This window comes from Marinifaba aquimaris, assembly GCF_013328345.1.
Classification (GTDB): Bacteria; Pseudomonadota; Gammaproteobacteria; order Enterobacterales; family Alteromonadaceae; genus Marinifaba; species Marinifaba aquimaris.
Genome location: NZ_JABULX010000027.1, coordinates 21,841 through 40,798, shown reverse-complemented (window position 1 = coordinate 40,798; position 18,958 = coordinate 21,841). Strand labels below are relative to the sequence as shown.

General features: G+C 42.0%; 18 protein-coding genes. 6 read left to right on the top strand and 12 right to left on the bottom strand.

Annotated elements, in window-relative coordinates:
- Positions 1–2: 2 nt before the first annotated feature.
- The 4 genes from folE2 to HR060_RS15200 are packed head-to-tail and all read right to left on the bottom strand — an operon-like array spanning position 3 to position 3,728.
- Positions 3–908: a GTP cyclohydrolase FolE2 gene (folE2, locus tag HR060_RS15215; RefSeq protein ID WP_246283192.1), complete on the bottom strand. Its 906-nt coding sequence runs from the start codon at positions 906–908 to the stop codon at positions 3–5.
- 8 nt (positions 909–916) lie between these two features.
- Positions 917–2,248 carry a dihydroorotase gene (locus HR060_RS15210; RefSeq protein ID WP_174201147.1) on the bottom strand — a complete coding sequence of 444 codons (1,332 nt, stop codon included), beginning with the start codon at positions 2,246–2,248 and terminating at the stop codon, positions 917–919.
- 50 nt (positions 2,249–2,298) lie between these two features.
- Positions 2,299–3,018: a ZrgA family zinc uptake protein gene (locus HR060_RS15205; protein WP_174201146.1), complete on the bottom strand. Its 720-nt coding sequence runs from the start codon at positions 3,016–3,018 to the stop codon at positions 2,299–2,301.
- Between the two features lie 23 nt (positions 3,019–3,041).
- Positions 3,042–3,728: a DUF1826 domain-containing protein gene (locus HR060_RS15200; RefSeq protein ID WP_174201145.1), complete on the bottom strand. Its 687-nt coding sequence runs from the start codon at positions 3,726–3,728 to the stop codon at positions 3,042–3,044.
- Between HR060_RS15200 and HR060_RS19690 the strand changes: the two genes are divergently transcribed.
- Positions 3,727–3,855 carry a hypothetical protein gene (locus HR060_RS19690; protein WP_281362623.1) on the top strand — a complete coding sequence of 43 codons (129 nt, stop codon included), beginning with the start codon at positions 3,727–3,729 and terminating at the stop codon, positions 3,853–3,855. The two genes, HR060_RS15200 and HR060_RS19690, sit on opposite strands and share 2 nt — an antisense overlap.
- 31 nt (positions 3,856–3,886) lie before the next feature.
- Here HR060_RS19690 and HR060_RS15195 read toward each other — a convergent pair whose 3' ends face one another.
- Complete coding sequence (locus HR060_RS15195) at positions 3,887–4,351, bottom strand: carboxymuconolactone decarboxylase family protein (RefSeq protein ID WP_246283190.1); 465 nt, start codon at positions 4,349–4,351, stop codon at positions 3,887–3,889.
- Positions 4,352–4,532: 181 nt separating this feature from the next.
- On the opposite strand from HR060_RS15195, the gene HR060_RS15190 reads away from it, so the two are divergent.
- Positions 4,533–5,426, top strand: coding sequence for a LysR family transcriptional regulator (locus tag HR060_RS15190; protein WP_174201144.1), 894 nt, complete (start codon positions 4,533–4,535; stop codon positions 5,424–5,426).
- 23 nt (positions 5,427–5,449) lie between these two features.
- Here HR060_RS15190 and HR060_RS15185 read toward each other — a convergent pair whose 3' ends face one another.
- Entirely contained in the window at positions 5,450–6,310 is an 861-nt protein-coding gene (locus tag HR060_RS15185) for a LysR family transcriptional regulator (protein WP_174201143.1), read from the bottom strand.
- A gap of 118 nt (positions 6,311–6,428) precedes the next feature.
- Between HR060_RS15185 and HR060_RS15180 the strand changes: the two genes are divergently transcribed.
- A complete protein-coding gene (locus tag HR060_RS15180) occupies positions 6,429–7,091 on the top strand; it encodes an FMN-dependent NADH-azoreductase (RefSeq protein ID WP_174201142.1) in 663 nt (220 codons plus the stop codon).
- A gap of 96 nt (positions 7,092–7,187) precedes the next feature.
- Here the strand turns inward: HR060_RS15180 and HR060_RS15175 are convergent, their stop codons facing one another.
- The 5 genes from HR060_RS15175 to HR060_RS15155 form a co-directional block, all read right to left on the bottom strand.
- Positions 7,188–9,743 (bottom strand): TonB-dependent receptor, encoded by a 2,556-nt coding sequence (locus tag HR060_RS15175; RefSeq protein ID WP_174201141.1) that lies wholly within the window; start codon positions 9,741–9,743, stop codon positions 7,188–7,190.
- Between the two features lie 165 nt (positions 9,744–9,908).
- On the bottom strand, positions 9,909–11,519 hold the full coding sequence (locus HR060_RS15170; RefSeq protein ID WP_174201140.1) for a glycoside hydrolase family 3 protein: 1,611 nt from the start codon (positions 11,517–11,519) through the stop codon (positions 9,909–9,911).
- A 94-nt stretch (positions 11,520–11,613) separates the two neighbouring features.
- The gene (locus HR060_RS15165; RefSeq protein WP_174201139.1) at positions 11,614–12,390 is read right to left on the bottom strand and encodes an ATP-binding cassette domain-containing protein; all 777 of its coding nucleotides are present in this window, start codon (positions 12,388–12,390) and stop codon (positions 11,614–11,616) included.
- Entirely contained in the window at positions 12,383–13,351 is a 969-nt protein-coding gene (locus HR060_RS15160; RefSeq protein WP_174201138.1) for an ABC transporter permease, read from the bottom strand. The genes HR060_RS15165 and HR060_RS15160 overlap by 8 nt, the downstream gene beginning before the upstream one ends.
- A 12-nt stretch (positions 13,352–13,363) precedes the next feature.
- Positions 13,364–14,452, bottom strand: a complete 1,089-nt coding sequence (locus HR060_RS15155; RefSeq protein WP_246283189.1) for a substrate-binding domain-containing protein — start codon at positions 14,450–14,452, stop codon at positions 13,364–13,366.
- Between the two features lie 173 nt (positions 14,453–14,625).
- Here HR060_RS15155 and HR060_RS15150 point away from each other — a divergent pair, with 173 nt between their 5' ends.
- Both HR060_RS15150 and HR060_RS15145 read left to right on the top strand, forming a co-directional pair.
- Positions 14,626–15,822, top strand: coding sequence for an ROK family protein (locus HR060_RS15150; RefSeq protein WP_174201137.1), 1,197 nt, complete (start codon positions 14,626–14,628; stop codon positions 15,820–15,822).
- A 122-nt stretch (positions 15,823–15,944) separates the two neighbouring features.
- Positions 15,945–16,802 (top strand): alpha/beta hydrolase, encoded by an 858-nt coding sequence (locus HR060_RS15145; protein WP_174201136.1) that lies wholly within the window; start codon positions 15,945–15,947, stop codon positions 16,800–16,802.
- 90 nt (positions 16,803–16,892) lie between these two features.
- Here HR060_RS15145 and HR060_RS15140 read toward each other — a convergent pair whose 3' ends face one another.
- Positions 16,893–18,482, bottom strand: a complete 1,590-nt coding sequence (locus HR060_RS15140) for an ABC-F family ATPase (protein ID WP_174201135.1) — start codon at positions 18,480–18,482, stop codon at positions 16,893–16,895.
- Positions 18,483–18,623: 141 nt separating this feature from the next.
- Here HR060_RS15140 and HR060_RS15135 point away from each other — a divergent pair, with 141 nt between their 5' ends.
- Positions 18,624–18,953, top strand: a complete 330-nt coding sequence (locus tag HR060_RS15135; protein ID WP_174201134.1) for a DUF1820 family protein — start codon at positions 18,624–18,626, stop codon at positions 18,951–18,953.
- Positions 18,954–18,958 lie beyond the last annotated feature (5 nt).

Here is an 18,958-nt window from a genome sequence, read left to right as displayed (position 1 = left end):
CGTTAAAAGCTAGATTCAATGACTACAGCATTGTGGGCGTGTAAGCTCTCTTGGTGCTCAACCTTAAACCAATAAGCTTGCACGGCTTGCATCTTAGCTAAATAGGTTTTGAGCTTTCTTGCCGCATCTTCACAAAACATCAAGTTTTGAGCATTTAGTCGAGCAAAAGCCTGTTCATCTTCGCGTTTAACCGCTGTTTGCACAGGCGTGGCTATCACCTCTTCAAAAGCAAAAATTAGAGATGCAATATCAGGTAACTCAGTACCTAATTGCAGCTTGATATAAGCATGAGAGCGTTGGCTATGCGGTGTAGCGACAGAACCTGCCTTAGATGCAATCCAATCGAGTAACTGAGCTTTATCGATGGTATCGGTGCTAAATTGCTCATCTACGGCTTCTTTATAAAGCTGACGCGATAAAGAAGCCGAGCACGGACAGGTACTGGAATACGGAATATCTAAATTAAGCTCAACGGCTAATGTATCGTTTTGATATTCCAAACACACTTCAACAGGGTACGCCTGATACCCAAAGTTATCAGACAACAAGGCTGGTTTATTGAGCATTAAGTCAAAGCGCAAATTTAATTTCGCCGCCTGACTTAAGCCCGCCTGCGATGTGATGAGTGCTTGCATTAATTGAGTCAATGTATCAACCGATAATTCACTCCCCGCTAAGTGTTCATTCAGTAAAAAATACAAGCGAGACATATGTATGCCTTTGGCTTTTTCATCTTCTAAACTAACAAACACATCAGCCATCGCACTAATGCGGTTTGACGCTAGGTGCTGACCAGCTAGCGTCAAAGGTACGGCAATTTTTTCCATCCCGACCCATTGTAATTTCAGTGGGCTATCACTTGCAGTCGATGAAGTGATATCAGGCAAGTTAGCCATTTTTTCTATCATCAATTCACTTACCTCAAAAATGCTAAACGCTTAGCCGATTGGGTAAAGTGCGTATCTTGACCGTCATAAACTAAACTACCGTTAACCCAAGTGCTCAGTACCTTACTTTTGAAAGTGTGACCATCAAATGGGGTCCACTGACATAAATAGCGCACCGATGAGTGATTAGCTGCCGTTAATCCTTCTGGATCAACTAACACTAAATCAGCAAAGTAACCTTCTTTGATGTAACCGCGCTTATCGATTTGATAACGAATAGCAGGGTTGTGACAGACTTTTTGAACCACTTGTTCGATAGTCATTCGCCCTGCGTGAACATGGTCAATTAAGCTAATTAAGGCGTGTTCAACCAAAGGTAAACCTGCTGGCGCTTGGTTGTAATCAACCTGTTTTTCAGCAAAGGTATGCGGCGCATGGTCGGTAGCAATAATATCTATTTGCCCGGTTTTAAGGGCTTCAATTAATGCGGCTCTGTCATCTGCTGATTTAATGGCAGGATTACATTTAATTAAGTTACCTTTTTCTTGATAATCTTCTTGGCTAAACCACAAGTGATGCACACAAGCCTCGGCAGTAATTTGTTTACCTTCAATTGGGCCTTTTTCAAAGAGACTTAACTCTTTTGCCGTCGTGATGTGCAGTACGTGTAATTGTGTACCGTTGCGTTTAGCCAAATCGACCGCGTACGATGAAGAGGCATAACAAGCCTTGTCATCGCGTAAAATAGGATGGTCGAAAATGGTAGGTGTCACGCCTTTATCTTTATAGCGCTGAGCATTTTGCTCCATCACAGGACCACTTTCACAATGTGTCACAATAAGGCTTGGGCAATGTTTAAAAATGGCTTCAAGCGCTTGTGGTTCTTCAACCAATAAATTACCCGTCGATGCGCCCATAAAGACCTTTAAACCACAAACTTGGCTTGGGTCGATTTTTTTAATTTCTTCTAAATTATGTTCAGTTGCGCCTAAGTAAAATGAATAGTTGGCAAACGATTTTTCTTGGCCAATGGCAAATTTTTTCTCTAACGCTTCAATCGATGTCGTCGCAGGATTTACATTTGGCATTTCCATATAGCTGGTAATACCGCCTGCAACCGCTGCTCTAGATTCACTCGCAATATTCCCCTTGTGCGTCAGACCCGGTTCTCTGAAGTGTACTTGGTCGTCAATCATACCCGGTAATACCCAAGCACCTTTTGCATCAACCACTTCGTCAGTTGGTCGTGCGCTAATATCATCGGCAATTAAACTGATGTATTCATTCGTAATTTGAATATCTGCATGACGAATACTTCCTTCATTCACCATTCGCGCATTTTTAATAAGAGTGTGTTTCATGATCAGTACCTTTAATTCGGCCTAAAAGTGGAAAAGCAGGTTCATTGCTTTTAAAAACGAATCACTGAGTTATGGGCATTAAGTGCAGACAGGCCTTGTTTATCTGCACTGAGCCAAATAACGTTTAATGTTTCAATACCGGGAAATAAATCTAAAAAACCCAGCTTTAACTGAGATAACTTGGCGGTATCACTGCAATGAAATTGATAGCTGGCGGTAATTTCACTGTGTGTATTGTGCTCGACATGTTCTGTATGCTCAGCGTCATGTTTATGGGCATGTGTTATGTGCTTATCATTTTCACTTTTTGCGTGAATATGCCCGTGCGCCTGATGATCGTGTTGAGGGTGATCGTGTTGATGGTGCTCATGTTGGTGCTTGTGATGATCATTTTCATCATAAGCAATGGGCGCAGCATCTGGCATAGGGTCAAGACTCGTTTCAGCGTCAATGCCCTGCCCCATAACAATTAATTTATCCGCAATATGACAATCGGCACCGGTAAAGCTAAACAACTGAGCAGTTTGATTCAGCTGATTTTCAGTTTTTTGGATTTGTTGTTTTTCCGCTTGGGTTTTAGCCATATGCTCAAAACTCAATAAATTGCCGGCAGGCGAGATAAACTCCACGGCCACCTGATTTTGCTCAACAGCAATATTAAGCTCAGCTTGTCCGTGAATATGTGCCGCTAAATGCTGACCATCATCATAGCTGTGATCTTGATGGCCTAATTGCAATGAAAGCGCTAATAAATGAATAAATGACATCATCTTGTTAACTCAACAAACCCTTTCTAACCAACAAAATCTAACGTCAGCAGTAATCGCTTTTCGCCGTCTTTAAGTGCAGGAGAACGATGCACTAAGCCTGCACTTTCATTTCCTGCCCACAATTCACCTTTTAACAATGAGACATCACCTGTCGACATACTTTGAATATGTTCGGCCGATTGATATAAACCCGATGCTTCATCACAACGGCCTCGATTACCTGCACCTAATTTAGTGCGATCCACATGCTCATGTGCAAGCCACTGTGAGTTGGCACCAAAATAAGTGGTGATCAAACGACACGGCACACGATCAACATGAAAGCGTGGACACATGGCTTTATCTAATACCGTTAACCTGAGCCCAACTTTCTCAAGCTCAAATAAACAGGTAAACATATCGACTAAATCAGCAATATCAGCACTTAAACGCTCAGCACCAACATAGCCTTTGAGCTTACTTCTCATGGTAATTTGTGCATTGGCTGCGGTGAGGGTTTCCGATAATTTGAAACTCGGCGCTTGCTCTATGAAGGTTTTGATTTCATTGCTGAAGGTCTCATCAATGTCGCGCTGCCAAATGGCGAGGTTGTTATCCTCTTGGTAAATATCCGCAAGCACTGCTGCATCAGTTGAAGTAGATGTAGTTCGAACTAAACCAGGTTTATTGAGAAATGCCTCATCGACAGGCTGAAAAGGAGCTAATTGCATGCAGAAAACCTCATTACAACGCAAAACAAAAGATATGTTACAACATAACATACTTGAGTTATTGCTGTCACTGATAGCTCAAGCAAAGCGCATCATGCAAATTGGCGATTTTACCCGAGATGTATAACAGGCGAGCCGTATCTAGCTCGCCCTCTCGTTTAACTAAACTGCCCCAGTTGATAACTGCCAGGTACAAAACCAAAGGCCTTGGCTAATCGGGTCCATGTATTGATTTGCGTAATAGCCAACGTGAGTTGTGTAATTTCAGTTTGGCTAAAATGTTCAGCCAATGCTTGATAATAAACATCTACTTCGCTACCGGATGTTTCGAGCTTGGTCAGCCAATTAGCCCATGATAATAAAGCTTTTTCTTGTTGGTTAAAGTAATCGGTTTGCTGGTAAACCATCACAGAATGCAACCTTTGCGGCGTCTCTCCTGCCCCAATGGATTCTTTAAAATGCATATCCATACAATATGCACATTGGTTAATAGCCGAGACGTAATAACGCACTAATTCAAGTAATGAAAAATCCAATGGGCTGGTTTCATTGACGTAATTTTCAGTTTGCATCATGCAAGCTAATAAGGGCTCAGGGATTTGATTAAAAGGGATCCTATTCATTTTTCTCACTCAGTTGTTGAAGAGATTTCATCTTAATTCAACAGATAAGCGCACAGAAGATAGACAATAAACTCATCACTTTTGCATTATTTGCAAAAATAAATGTGTTAGGGTGAGAATTAAATAAACAAAATTACGCGATTTAGCGTTCAGCTCAAGTTCAGTTCAAAAAGGTTAAGCAATGTTATCCTCTGCCAGAGTATTTTTAAAAGTTAGCGAGTTGGGGAGCTTTTCAAAAGCGGCCAAAGTCATGGATATGGCGCCCTCTTCTATTGCACGTACCATAGACAACTTAGAGCAGACACTAAAAGCAACCCTGTTTAAACGCAGTACCCGTCAATTGCAATTAACTCAGCAAGGTGAAATATTCTTAAAAGGGGCAATGCAGTTAGTTAATGATGCCGATGCACTTGTCGCCTCGATGAACCCAAGTGTTCAGCAACCCAGTGGCCAGCTGAGTATATCGGTATTTGAAAGCTTTGGCCGTATGCATATTTGCCCGCTGATACCTGAATTTCTAAAACGCTACCCTGACATTAACATCAAGCTAGATTTGAACAATCAACTGACCGATTTGTACGAGAGTAATATCGATTTAGCCATTCGCATCGGTACACCCAATGATTCGAGCTTAAAAGCGCGGCGTTTGATGAGTAACCACACCATCATCTGCGCATCGCCAGATTACCTTGCCAAACACCCGCCGCTTAACGAACCGAGCCAATTAGCCGAGCACAATTGTTTATTGCTGAGTAACGATAGGCAACGCACTTATTGGCACTTTTTAAAAGACCAACACAAAACAAAAGTATTGGTAGCGGGTAATTTTCAGTCGAAAGGCGGCACACCGCTGCTCAGTGGTGCACTCGCTGGGGTGGGTATTGTTCAGTTAGCCAATTGGTTTGTTGCCGATGCAATCGAAAAAGGTCAATTAGTACCCTGTTTAACCCATTGGCAAGCCTCACTGAACGATACTGACAGCGGCGAGATTTACGCGGTTTACCCCAATACGCGATTCCCCAATCCCAATGTCAGGTTATTTATCGACTTTATGGTGGAATACCTCGCGCTGTGATCAGTACTTGATTAGCGCTTTCCCTACATTTGATTAAAACACTGTTTAAACCACGCCACTAAATGCTGCACTTTAGCGACGTGTTTTCTTTGTGGATTAACTCTTAAGTAATAATGGTAACCGGCAAACGCCTTTACCTTATCGCTTGGCGATATCCAATCTTGATTGAGCGAAGTAGTAGCTAACACGTCGCTCAGTAAACCTAACCCTTGACCTGTCATCACGGCTTGTAAAACAAAATACTCTTGTTCAAACGTTCTAATTTCAAATTGCGTTTCATCGATATGAGCCTGCCAATTTAAGTTTTTTAATAAACCATTTTGCTGCCACTGAGTCACAAACAACACCGGCTTTTTACCCTTTTCAACTTGATAATGTTCACTGGTATATACCGACATTTGCTCTTGATATAAAAAGACTTCATCACTGTTATTAGCAGGCTCGCCGTAGCGAATAGCCAAGTCAATATGCTTGTCGCGGTTTAAATCAACCAAACTGTCACTGGCTGCAATTTTAAGCTGGCTATCGGCTAAACACTGACTAATATCAGCTGTTTTTGGGGTTAACCACAATGCGGCAAAAGAGTGACAACAAGACACGGTTAATTCGTTTTTTTGCTGTTGAATGTCATCAAGAACATGGCTGATAGCATTAAAACTAGTACGACAGACTTGCGCTAGCTTCTCACCTTCTAAGGTCAGTGAAATAGCCCGAGTATGACGTTCAAACAATGCCACGCGTAGTTGTGATTCCAGCGCTTTAATTTGGTGCGAGACCGCTGTTGGGCTGATATTGAGCTGTTTAGCGGCGAGCTTAAAACTTAAAAATTCAGCGCACACTGCAAAGGTTCTTAAATAATTAAGTGAGGAAATTTGCCCACGCATAAACACCTATAGATAACTTTAACTAATCTATAAGCCATCTTATCTCAATTGTCAGTGTTATTCATCACAGCAACAATAGTGACTAAATACAATACGCATTACCCATCAGGAGATAAAGATGAAAACGATACTTTATATCAGTTCGAGTGTAAGAGATTACCAGCCTAACCAAACCCAACATCAATCTATTACTAAAATGCTGGGTGAACAATTTACCGCGAACTTTAAAGCTCACCATGAACACACAGAAGTTATCTATAGAGATTTAAATAAACAACCGCCGTCATTTATTAATGCCGATTTTATTGGTGCAGCTTTTAGTAAAGCGCCCCTATCGATAGAGCAACAAAAACAACTCGCCGAATCAGATCAGTTAATCGCTGAAATTGTACGCGCCGATATTATTGTTATTGCCAGCCCTATGTATAACTATGGCATGCCTGCCATTTTAAAAGCTTGGTTTGATTTAGTGATAAGGGTCGATAAAACCTTTTCATTTGATTTAGCCAGAGGCGATGAGCCACTGGCGCCAATACTCAGCGGAAAGTCGGTTGTTTTATTGGTATCTTGGGGCGAATTTGCCTTTAAAAAAGGTCAAGCCAAAGCGTTTAAAAATCATTTATCTGGCCATATTGAGCAACTTGCACCCTACCTTGGTGCCAGCCAGTTTTATGAAATAGCTTCTGAATATCAAGAGTTTGGCGATAAAAGACATCAAGCATCAAAACAACAAGCCATTGAAGCAACAGCATCACTTGCTGAGCAACTCGCGACAAATTAGTCCGTTTTGCGTAGATAAAAAAAGATACCGCATGGCGTGCGGTATCTTTTGACCTTTGCTTAGCTAGCAGGGGGTGCTAAACACAGGTTGTTAGGATTAGAAGTTAACGCTGGCGCTTAAGTAATAACGGGCACCAAATTGATCAACACTGTGAACCACATTGCCAAAATCAGGCTGCTTTAACTTTAACGTTTCGTTTAAGATATTGACCGCTTCTAATGAAATATCAACATTATCATGTACATGCCAAACAACTGATGCGTCTAGTTGGTCGTAGCTATCATTAACGGCACTAGAGCCAGAGTTATTGTATTGTCTACGCCAATCGTCACGCGCGTTATAGGCTAGACGCGCACTGAAGATATCGTTTTCGTAGTAACCCGAAATGTTGTACGAGTTTTGTGATACTTCATCAATTGGCACCGTTTTACCCGCTGAATTGGTCACTTCACTATCGGTATAAGTGTAGTTTGCTTGAATACCAAAGCCGTTGCCAAAGTCTTGCTGATACTGAATTTCAATACCACTCACATCTGCTGTGCCTACGTTACGCGAACGCGTTACTAAACAGGTTTCTGAACAGCCCTCGTAATCTTCTGTAACTGTTGTGGTTTCAATATAGTCGCTGATGTTTTTAACAAAGAAAGTTGCACCTAAAACAGACGCTTCGTTGAAATACCACTCTAAACCAATATCATACTGATCTGATTTGTAAGGCTCTAAATCAGGGCTACCAATTGTGGCCGTGCCAAAGCTGACAGAAATCGTCTCAGCCATTTGCATGTCTTGATAATCTGGGCGCGATACCGTTGAGCCAGCTGCAAAGCGGAATAATAAATCTTCGCTGACATCTGCCACTAAATTCACACTCGGTAAAAAGTTGGTGTAATCGTTGTTACCTTTTGCAGGCTCACCATCAATACGACCTTTTGAGATAACATCGGTATCGACTAAGCGAAGGCCGACATTACCGCGAAAACCATCACCTTCAAAATTGGCTTTTACATAAGCAGCGCTGATCTCTTCTTCAATTGAAAAATCACTGGTAATAATCGATTCGGTTGCTTGATTTTGAGCGCCATATTGCCACAATCCACGTGTACCAATTGGGAAACGAGATGTGCTGCCCGCACGGCCTTCTTCACTGTGTAACCCCGAAACAAAACCACCGTTGTAATCAGCTAAGCTCATGCCTTGATTTACAGCATCAGTAATATCTACATCGCGATTATCAACATACGCTGAGAACAATTGCTCTTGGTATTTAACACCGGCATCTATGCTAGTGAAAATGCCTTTATCAAGCTCATAGCTAAAATCAGCTTGGTAGTAATCAATTTCATTGTCACGTACGTTTGTTAGATAAGTAAATTCATGGAATAACAAGAAGTTATCATGACTATCCAGATAAGAAGGTGTTGTTGGGAATAACTCTAGTGCACCTGCAACATCATAAGTGAAACCCGCGTTGCCCGTTTCAGCAGTATCACCCCACCAAGTACTGGATTGCTTGGTACGCCCTTCGGCATCAGATTGACCAATTACTGCACTGAGTGTCCAATCTTCAGCTTTGTATTGTGCTGATAAATTTAACGCACTGGTTTCCATTTTTGGCGTACGCAGTACCGTGTTATTAAATAATGGAGCATAACCTGGACCCGATGCTACCGATGTACCACGTGTAACGACACCTGCGCTATTTTCTGTCACGCTGTTGCCATCTAATGCACCAAAACCGACCACGGCAAATAACGCCGAGTTAATGTGGTCGTTATCCAATTCAAAGAAGTTGTAATCAAGGGCAAACGATAACTCATCTGTTGGTGCAAATTGCAACGTTAATTGGGTACTCGTACGTTCGCGCTCTTCATCAAAAACGATAGAAGACATAGCACCATAACTTGAGCGGTCAACCCCATTGGTATCGTTGAAAAGATTAGCATCTGGTGTACCAAAAGCCGTTAAGGTTTCGCGATAAACACGCGATTCTTCTACCGAGTGTGCAAACAACACACCAAAGGTTTCATCGTTGTTTTTCCAACTGTATAAACCAGAATAAGCTGGAGACCATTCTTCAGCGCCATCGCTATAACCCGCTTCAACGGAAGCGTAAACTGTGTTGGCATCCATGTTTAATGGCTTACGTGTTTTTAAGTTAACCGTACCACCCATTGCGCCTTCATTGACGTTAGCTTCAACAGACTTATATAAATCCATGCCTGAGATTTGTTCTGCCGCTAGCATTTCAAAGTTAAAACTACGGTTAATGCCACCTAAATCAAACCAGCCCACACTTGCCACGTTTTGACCATTTAACAGCACCATACTGTGCTCTGGTGCGGTACCACGAACAGTTACCCCACTCACTTCACCATAGGTTCTAACGACAGTTACACCTGGAATACGCTGCATCGCATCACCGATGTTTTTATCTGGGAACTTACCAATGTCTTCAGCTGATACTGAATCAATGACCGAGTTTGAAAAGCGTTTTGAGTTCAGCGCTTCTTTTAAACTGCCACGAATACCGCGAACCTGGATTGTCTCCATTGTTTGCTCGCTTGCTTGTTGCTCTGCGATAGCAACTTGTGAGCCACCACCGAGTGCAGCCAATATGCAGAGTGAAAGGTAGTTTGAAATTTTGGTTTTCATTGTTGTCTTTCCTTTTTTTAGTGCTTTGATGGCTAGCAGGAACACAAGCCGCTTTTATTATTATTTTTAAATTTGTTGAGCTAATTGGCAGTTAAAACCAATTAGTCAAAATGTTATACTAAATATTTATCAATCATTTTGACTAATTGTCAACGGTTTTTTTGATTATTTTTCAAACAAGCTATAAACCGCTTGCTGAGCAGCTAAATAACGGCTCGAATAAGCGCAAACGTAAGTGGATAATTGTGGGTAAAATGCCAATTCATAATCAGAACGCATGGCCAATACCAAAATATTGTCGGCCAATTTTGTTAAAGCATTTTGTACCCGATTGACCTGTTCTGGAGTATCAAAACTCTCCCCGGCCAATGGGTAATCTTCAGTCACCAAAACCAAAGGTGTATCTAAAGTCTGCTGCTTAGCGAGCCAAGCTTCGAATTCATGGTATTCAATGTGTTGATAGTTTTTGCCAAGCAAGTTGAGCTGGTTAAGGATGCCGTCCTTGGCACTTCTGGCGTCATTGGGGCCAATGCCACGGCTATTGACGATATTTTCATAACCTTTAGGGTTGGCCATAAAGCTAATGTAAAACGGTTTATCCGTTAACGGTAACAAGCTGTTGTTATCTCTTAACCGACTAACGGCGCGCAAACACGCTTGTCGGCTAAACTCGCTTGCTTGCTTATCTGAAATCGCACTGAGCGTCTTAAATTCGGTATCGGCCAACTTTTTATAGCGATGCAATAACACCTTGGCTAGTGCCTTATCAATAATCGCTTCATCAAGCTGAGAAGACTCAACCGCTTGAATGACACCGTCGATGGTCTGAGTTTGAATCGCTTTGTAGTCAGTACTTTCATTTTCGTAGTGTTCTTCGCTCAGCATGATCAAATGCGCCCCTGCTTCTAGGGCTCTAATGGCCGCTTGCTCAGGTTGATAATACTTACGCATGGCCCACATATTCATGCTATCTGTGATGATTAAGCCATCAAATTTCATTTCTTTGATCAGTAAATCGGTCAGTATTGTTCGCGATAGCGTTGCCGGATTATCTTTATCTAGCTGTGGGTATTTGATATGTGATGTCATGATAAGATCGACACCTGAGTCGACTGCAGCCTGAAACGGCGCTAAATCTTGCGTCAGTAAAACCAACAGGTCTTTATCAACCACAGGTAAATCGCGATGGCTATCAGTGTGCGTATCACCGTGTCCTGGAAAGTGCTTGGCACAGGCTAAATTTTGAGTCCGTTTAATGCCTTTAATGGCAGCGGCTACGTGTGAGGCCACGCGTTCAGTTTGCTCACCAAAAGCCCGTTGGCCAATGATAGGGTTTTTCGGATTGGCATTAATATCAGCACATGGCGATAGCAAGGTGTTATAACCGAGTGCCTGCATTTGCTGAGCAAAGACCTGATAAACATTGGCTGTTAATGTTAAATCGTCAACTTTGCCTAGCGCTAAATTTCCCGGCCCTAAATCAGTTTGCTTGGCTAAGATACCCCAGGCCCCTTCTTGATCCACACCTAATATTAAAGGGGCATCACATACTCTAAGCGCCGCTTGAGCCTGTAAGCTTTGGGCAAGTAACTTAGCTTGTTGCAAATCCCCAGCATTATCATCGGTAATATAAAAACCACCTATGTGTTTATCTTTGACCAAAGACAGTGCGTATTCTTTATCGGGTCCTGCAAACGCTAAGATAAAGAGTTGCCCGACTTTCTCGGCTATGGTCATGCTTGCAATCAGTTGTTGTACATTTTTATCGGTAGACATAAGGCTGTCCTAATATTGAAATCACTAAATTTTGGCCGCACGAATCCCGGCCCATTAAATGAGCCAAAAATTCAAATAAGGAAAATGTGCTGGTTTAAGCGGCTTGAGTAGTTGCGCCGGTAATTAAACCTACTAAGTCTTCTTTACTCACATCGCTAATGCTGACATCGGCAACCGACTGACCTTGATAAAGCACCACTGCCCTATCACAGGTTTCGACCACGTGCTGCATGTTATGACTGATAAGAAGCACCGCCACACCTTGTGAGCTGATCACATTGATAAGCTCATTGACCTGAGCGCTTTGTTCAACACCTAAAGCAGCTGTAGGCTCATCCATAATGACAATATCTGCCCCCCAATTAACGGCTCTGGCAATGGCCACAGCTTGTCTTTGCCCGCCTGATAAATTGTGGATGGCTTCTTTATATGAGGGAATACGGCTATTGAGTCGATTCAAGGCTTTTTTCGCGCGTTTATCCATCGCTTTGGTATCTAACCATCCTAACGCTCTTAAAATGGGGTTTTTATGTTTAATCTCGCGATTCAAAAATAAATTAGCGCTAATATCAAACTCAGGCACCATGGCTAAATCTTGGAATACCGTCTCGATACCCACTTCTCGAGCATCCAGAGGCGATGCAATGTTTACCGCTTGATTATTTACTTTAATCTCACCGCTATCGGGTTGGTGTATACCAGAAATACAACGTACTAAAGTTGATTTACCCGCACCATTATCTCCAAGTAAGCCGACTACTTCGCCCTTGTTGATTTTAAACGATACATTTTTCAGTGCTTTGACCCCGCCAAAGCTTTTTTGAATATTCGTCAATTCAATTGCGGTTTGATCTAATGCCGTTCTAACCATTTTTCAGCTCCTTGACGCCAATTGCCACTGCGATAATTAAAATAACGCCTCTTGCTATCATCTGCTCGTTGGTCGAAAAACCAGATAAAATCAAACCATTGTTGATCATCCCCATTAGCCAAGAACCCAAAATAGCGCCGATAATACAAGCTCGGCCACCAAATAAACTGGTACCACCGATAGCAACCGCAGCAATAACCGTTAATAAATCAGCCTCACCCAACGTGTAGCGAGCACCGTGTAAACGACCGGCATATAAAAGACCTGCTAATGCTGCTGCAGCGGATGAAATGACCAAAGCGTACAAACGGATGCGGGTGACTTTGATACCCATTGCCAAAGCTGCCTTAGGGCTACCACCCACCGCGAGTAAATGGCGACCAAATGCGAGCTTTTTCATGGCGATATAAGCAATGGCAGCAATACCAATGGTCCAGATAAACAAGCTAGGAATACCAAAAATATCACCTGCGCCAAAAAAGGCAGTAAAGTCAGAGTTGATAATAGGTACAGATTCTAAGCCGCTGATTTGTCTTGCAATACCTGTGACCACGCCCATAGTGCCTAACGTGATCAACAAAGATGAAACTTGTAAGCGCTCAATCAACACCCCATTGATTAAACCAACCGCAACGCCCGTTAATAACGCGCCAGCGACCGCAATGGGAATCCCCGTAGTTTGCAATAACATCGCGCCAACCAAAGCAGATAACGCCACCACAGAACCAATGGATAAGTCGATATGGCCAACTGCCAGCGCGAACGTTAAGCCCACAGCCATTATTGTAATGGGCGCAGTTTGGCGAACAATATTCATAAAATTATCCAAACTTAGAAACGCCGTGTCGTGCAATAAAATGGCAAAAAACACTAAAACAGCGAGAAAGATATAGTAAATAAACGCTTCTCGCTTAACAGCAAATTTCTTAACACTATTTATATTTGTTGTGAGCGTTATCATTGAGACACTCCTTTATTGAGTTAAAGCTTGATTGAGTAATTTAGGCACAGGTTTTTTAAACGCTTGTTGCCAAATGGCATTGATGTTATTTCGTTTGACCGTATCAAAGGGCACGATAGTAAATGGGGCGGCTTGATGCCCAAGTGTAGAGAGTGCTCCCAGTTTGGCCATGGTTTCACCAATATCGTAGGGGCGATCTGAAACGGTGGCGTACATATTGCCGTTCATCGCCATATCGAGCAGGTTATTAATACCCAAATCATGAGTGATAACCTTAATGTCTCGTCGACCGAGAGAGCGCAGCGCTTCGATAACCCCTTCTGCAGCCGTATCCCAAGAAACATAAATGGCATCTAATTTAGGGTTTTGCAGCACCATAGCAGCCGCAATATTCGATGTTTCGTGCTCTTTTAAAAAACCTTTCTCGCTGATGACATTCAGTTTTGGATAAGCACTCAGTGCCTGTCTAAAAGCTTGGTCGCGATTATTGGTAATAAAGTAACTTGCATCGTGATAAATCATACCGATTTGTCCTTGACCATTTACCGCATCGGCAACTAGTGTGGCCGCTGCTTTACCCATACCCAACATATCATCGGTGACAATACCGACATAATCTTTGCCTTGTTCAAAACCGGGGATCGGGTTACTCAGTAGTACGAGTTCAGCACCACCTGAGATAGCCTTGCGGTAGCTCGCTTGAGTACTGGTACCATCAACTGATAGCGATAAAATAATATCTGGTTTGAGTGCCGTTACATTTTCAAGGTCGGCAACTTGTTTGGCGGGGTCAAATTGCGCATCGGTAATGGCGACCACTTTAATACCCAAATCGGCAAACGCATCTTCTGCGCCACGAGTCACAGCACTCACCCAAGAACTTGAGCCATGCCAAACCAACGCAGCCGTTAATTGCTTTGCTTTTATATCGGCAGCCTGAGCTTGACTAACAGTGACATCTGTTGATTGAGCGGCTTGGTGTATTTGTTGAATATCCACTGCATTGGCTGCGTAGTTAAACAACAAGATATAACCGAGCAACCCTTTAAATAGGTAACGCATCGTTAAAGCGTGGCTTTTAAACGGTAACCAAGACTTCATGCCATCAATCCTTAATTGGTTATTATTTGATTAACAGTTACCATATTAGGGACGCAAAACAATAAGTCAAACATTTTTACTTATTAATTTTTATTCGGTTTTTCATAGATTAATCGGTAAACTAGCGAAAAAATACACTAACCTTTGACAGCACATTAATTACAGGTGACGAATTGAAAGGCTCCAACTCAAAACAAAATAAAGCCTTAAACTTACGTTTAGTTTTATCAGAAATTGTCACTCAAGGACCAATTTCACGAGTTGAGATCTCGCGCAATACTCACCTAACCAAACAAACCATCACCAATATGGTTGAAGAACTGCTGGCCACGGATTTAGTTTTTGAAACCGGTATTAAAAAAGAAGGCAGTGTAGGTAAACCGTCAAAAATGTTGGTGCTCAACCCAAAGGCAGCTTATACGCTAGCGGTCAGAGTATTTAGCCAAACATTAGAAGTGGGCTTGTTTGATTTATCTGGCCAAGCCATCGCCTCAGAAAATACCGCTTATCAAGCCGATTCACTGATTGATAAAATTGCTGAAACCTTAGATGCATTACTCAAACAAGCTGAGTTATCCAAAGCGGCTATCTTAGGTGTAGGTTTAACGCTTGCTCACTCTGATAGCACATCAGAAACCATGAACTTAGCAAGTTACCAAACCGCCCAAGCACTGCAGCAAACCTTAGTAGAAAAACTCAATTTACCGACAGCGGTTGAGTCGACTGCCTCTGCCTGCGCTGCATTTCATATGCTTTTTGGTGAAGCAAAATCACTCCACAGTTTTGTTTATGTACATATTGGCGATGTCGTCGAGGCTGCGGTTGTTTACGATAGAAAAATATTACTTGGCCAAAATGGCTTAACCGGTGCTATTGGCGAGCTTTTTGTCACACCAGAAACGGATGATGAAACCGCCGAATTGGGTAGGCTCAATGACTTTGCATCTCTGTCATCACTAAAAAGCTTTATCGACCAGCCCAACTTATCGAATTTAGCCTTAGCTGAATATTGCCAGCAGCATCCCGATAAAATAGCTCCTTGGTTAGAGCGCTCTGCTGAGCCGATGCGCATTGCTATTCACGCTTTAGAAACACTATTAAATTGCCAAAGTATCATTCTAGGTGGTGATATCTCACCTGAATTAATGGATAAGTTTATTTCTAACCTCAGACCTTTTATTCCCTCTATCTCACAATATGGTGAAAGACAGGTCGTCAGGTTAATTAAAACGCCGAATGTTGAAGGCATTGCTTTAAAAGGCAGTGCCGTTTTACCGTTTTATGCCGCGTTAACGACAGAGAGCATGCAAACCCTTGCTTTTGGTGAACAAACCCCTTTGTCTGATTTACAAACCCTGATATATACCTAATAAAATCAGCAAGTTAATAATTAGCTGGCTGGCCTTAACCAAGCGCATTTTTTGTACAAAAAAGAGCTTACATCCTGATTTAGTTGTTTTATAGTGATAAAAAACAATCGAGAATGGATGCTATGAAAACAACAATAATCACCCTACTGACGCTTTTTGCCCTAACCGCTTGTGGCGGCGGTTCGAGCTCATCTACACCTAGAGCAGTACAAACGAATGACCAGCAAACTCAACAAGAAACAGAGACAGAAACGGATCAAACTACAGACCAGTTAACAGGTACGATTGACTCGGAACAAGTGCTTGCTTCAAATATTACCGGCATCGATTACCCATTACATATCTATACCCCGGTGGGATATGAGCAAAATGAAAGCCAACTACTCACTTTTTATGTGACGGATGCTCAATGGAATTTTAATACCTTTGTGAACTTAATCGAAGATGCTGGCGTTGCCGCGATTTTAATCGGCATAGAGCAAGGGCCTAATAATCGTCGGGAAACTGATTTTTTATTTCCTGGCTTGAATGATTATCACAGAGTATTGGTTGAGGAATTATTGCCGTTTGCAGAAGATAATTACAACATAGATACCGACAACCGTGTGTTGTATGGCGCTTCATATGGCGGCTTTATGAGTGGCCATGTAATGCTGATGGACGATATTGAAAACCCTATTTTTAAAACCATCATTTCAGTTGATGCCAGCTTTTGGGTCGATCGCCCATTAACAACAACGATGTTAAATGAGCGTTATGCCACAAGTGATACACTTGATATTGAATTAATTCTAACCAGTGCATCAATAGCCGGTAATGAGTTAGCCGTAGAAACTTTTTACCAAGAGCTAACGGCACTTAACTTCCAAGGTTTAACCGTGCATAGATTAAGTCATACTGTTACCCATAACGACTCTCCCATACCCGCTTTTACCGATACTTTACCGATTTTATTTCCTGAAATCGTTGACACTGAATAAAGGGCAAAAGGGTCAGTACGATTAAATACCGAGCAATAAAAAAGCCCGTTTAGCGCTCACTAAACGGGCTTTTAAAAGACTACCAATACACTATTTAGCTTGGCTAGCTAGATACTCATCATAAGTACCGTGGAAATCATTAAGCTGGTTATCTTTAATTTCGATAATACGATTGGCCAATGATGATACAAATTCCCTATCGTGAGATACGAAAATAAGCGTGCCTTCAAAGTGCTCTAACGCTAAGTTCAATGACTCGATTGATTCCATATCCAAGTGGTTAGTCGGTTCATCCATAATTAGCACGTTGTGCTCTTGCATGATTAATTTACCGAAGATAAGACGTAACTTCTCACCACCAGAACACACTTTTACTGACTTTTTAATATCGTCTTGAGAAAACAACATACGACCTAGTGTGCCACGAACGGCTTGGTCATCATGACCTTCTTTACGCCACTGAGTCATCCACTCAAATAAGGTAATATCTTGTTCAAATTCATCGGAATGATCTTGCGCAACATAACCTAAGCTCGCGTTTTCAGCCCATTTAATTTCACCACTTGCAGGTGATAATTCATCGACTAATAAACGCATCAGTGTTGTTTTACCCACACCGTTAGCACCAATAACGGCTAAACGCGTAGCTGCTTCGAGTAATAAGCTTGCACCTGAGAATAGCGTTTCACCATCAAAACCATGACCTAAGTCGTTAATTTCTAGTGCGTTACGGTGTAATTTTTTCTCTTGGGTAAAGCGGATAAATGGCGATACACGGCTTGAAGGTTTTACTTCTTCTAATTGAATTTTTTCAATTTGCTTAGCACGTGAAGTCGCTTGGCGCGCTTTTGATGCGTTCGCTGAGAATCGGCTAACAAACGACTGTAATTCAGCAATTTGTTCTTTTTTCTTAGCGTTATCTGATAATAAACGTTCGCGAGCTTGGGTTGCCGCTGTCATATACTCATCATAGTTACCCGGATAAACGCGAAGCTCACCGTAATCGATATCAGCCATGTGAGTACACACAGAATTTAAGAAGTGGCGGTCGTGCGAAATGATAACCATAGTTGATTTTTGTTGGTTTAAAATATCTTCTAACCAACTAATCGTGGCGATGTCCAAGTTGTTTGTTGGTTCATCGAGTAATAGGATATGCGGCTCAGAGAATAAGGCTTGAATTAATAACACCCTTAGTTTCATACCTGGCGCGACTTCACTCATTAAACCGTAGTGAAGGCTTTCATCAATGCCGGCACCTAATAGTAACTCACCCGCTTTAGCTTCTGCGCTATAACCATCCATTTCCATAAACTGGGTTTCAAGCTCAGCAACCTTCATACCGTCGTCTTCACTCATATCAGGTAAAGCGTAGATGCGGTCGCGCTCTTGTTTTACTTCCCATAGTTCTTTGTAACCCATGATCACCGCATCAATAACTGAAAACTCATCAAATGCGAATTGGTCTTGGTGCAATTTACCGATACGTTCATTTGGCGTAACAGAAACCGTACCGCTAGTAGGTGCTAAGCTGCCGTCTAAAATTTTCATAAACGTCGACTTACCGCAGCCGTTTGCGCCGATTAAACCATAGCGATTGCCATCGCCAAATTTGACAGAAATGTTTTCAAATAATGGCTCAGCGCCAAATTGCATGGTGACATTTGCAGTTGAGATCACAGGATTTATCCTATTTAAAAGAAGAGCTAAATTTTGCGCGCACTATACGTGTTTTACCGCCGCTTTGCCATTGCAATTTAAAACCAAATTCATAGAATAACCGCGTTTTAAAACCCTCAACAGCATTCAAGGTTAACCACAATGAGCAAAAACAACTCACCCTTATATAAAGTTCAATTTGTCTGTAAAGGTGAGCAGTACGAAGTTTATGTTCGCGAAGTAGTACAAAGTGAGTTATATGGCTTTATCGAAATAGCCGATTTTGTTTGGGATAGTCAAAGTAGCTTTGTAGTGGATACCAGTGAGGAAAAGCTTAAAGCTGAGTTTGATAATGTCGAGCGTACTTATATCCCAATGCATCATTTGTTGAGAATTGATGCGGTTAAAGAAAAAGGCACCGCTAAAATCTCTGCATTAACCGATAAGGTAGCCAGCTTTCCAACAAGCCCATTTATTCAACCGAAAAAATAATCGGC

What these genes read in the sequence shown, in the direction of transcription:
- HR060_RS15170 (WP_174201140.1), bottom strand. Translation starts at nt 11,519, where the DNA reads ATGTCTACCGATAAAAATGTACAACAACTGATTGCAAGCATGACCATA.
- HR060_RS15155 (WP_246283189.1), bottom strand. Translation starts at nt 14,452, where the DNA reads ATGAAGTCTTGGTTACCGTTTAAAAGCCACGCTTTAACGATGCGTTAC.
- HR060_RS15175 (WP_174201141.1), bottom strand. Translation starts at nt 9,743, where the DNA reads ATGAAAACCAAAATTTCAAACTACCTTTCACTCTGCATATTGGCTGCA.
- HR060_RS19690 (WP_281362623.1), top strand. Translation starts at nt 3,727, where the DNA reads ATGCAGAAAACCTCATTACAACGCAAAACAAAAGATATGTTACAACAT.
- HR060_RS15135 (WP_174201134.1), top strand. Translation starts at nt 18,624, where the DNA reads ATGAGCAAAAACAACTCACCCTTATATAAAGTTCAATTTGTCTGTAAA.
- HR060_RS15180 (WP_174201142.1), top strand. Translation starts at nt 6,429, where the DNA reads ATGAAAACGATACTTTATATCAGTTCGAGTGTAAGAGATTACCAGCCT.
- folE2 (WP_246283192.1), bottom strand. Translation starts at nt 908, where the DNA reads ATGATAGAAAAAATGGCTAACTTGCCTGATATCACTTCATCGACTGCA.
- HR060_RS15210 (WP_174201147.1), bottom strand. Translation starts at nt 2,248, where the DNA reads ATGAAACACACTCTTATTAAAAATGCGCGAATGGTGAATGAAGGAAGT.
- HR060_RS15145 (WP_174201136.1), top strand. Translation starts at nt 15,945, where the DNA reads ATGAAAACAACAATAATCACCCTACTGACGCTTTTTGCCCTAACCGCT.
- HR060_RS15165 (WP_174201139.1), bottom strand. Translation starts at nt 12,390, where the DNA reads ATGGTTAGAACGGCATTAGATCAAACCGCAATTGAATTGACGAATATT.
- HR060_RS15205 (WP_174201146.1), bottom strand. Translation starts at nt 3,018, where the DNA reads ATGATGTCATTTATTCATTTATTAGCGCTTTCATTGCAATTAGGCCAT.
- HR060_RS15160 (WP_174201138.1), bottom strand. Translation starts at nt 13,351, where the DNA reads ATGATAACGCTCACAACAAATATAAATAGTGTTAAGAAATTTGCTGTT.
- HR060_RS15185 (WP_174201143.1), bottom strand. Translation starts at nt 6,310, where the DNA reads ATGCGTGGGCAAATTTCCTCACTTAATTATTTAAGAACCTTTGCAGTG.
- HR060_RS15190 (WP_174201144.1), top strand. Translation starts at nt 4,533, where the DNA reads ATGTTATCCTCTGCCAGAGTATTTTTAAAAGTTAGCGAGTTGGGGAGC.
- HR060_RS15200 (WP_174201145.1), bottom strand. Translation starts at nt 3,728, where the DNA reads ATGCAATTAGCTCCTTTTCAGCCTGTCGATGAGGCATTTCTCAATAAA.
- HR060_RS15195 (WP_246283190.1), bottom strand. Translation starts at nt 4,351, where the DNA reads ATGAATAGGATCCCTTTTAATCAAATCCCTGAGCCCTTATTAGCTTGC.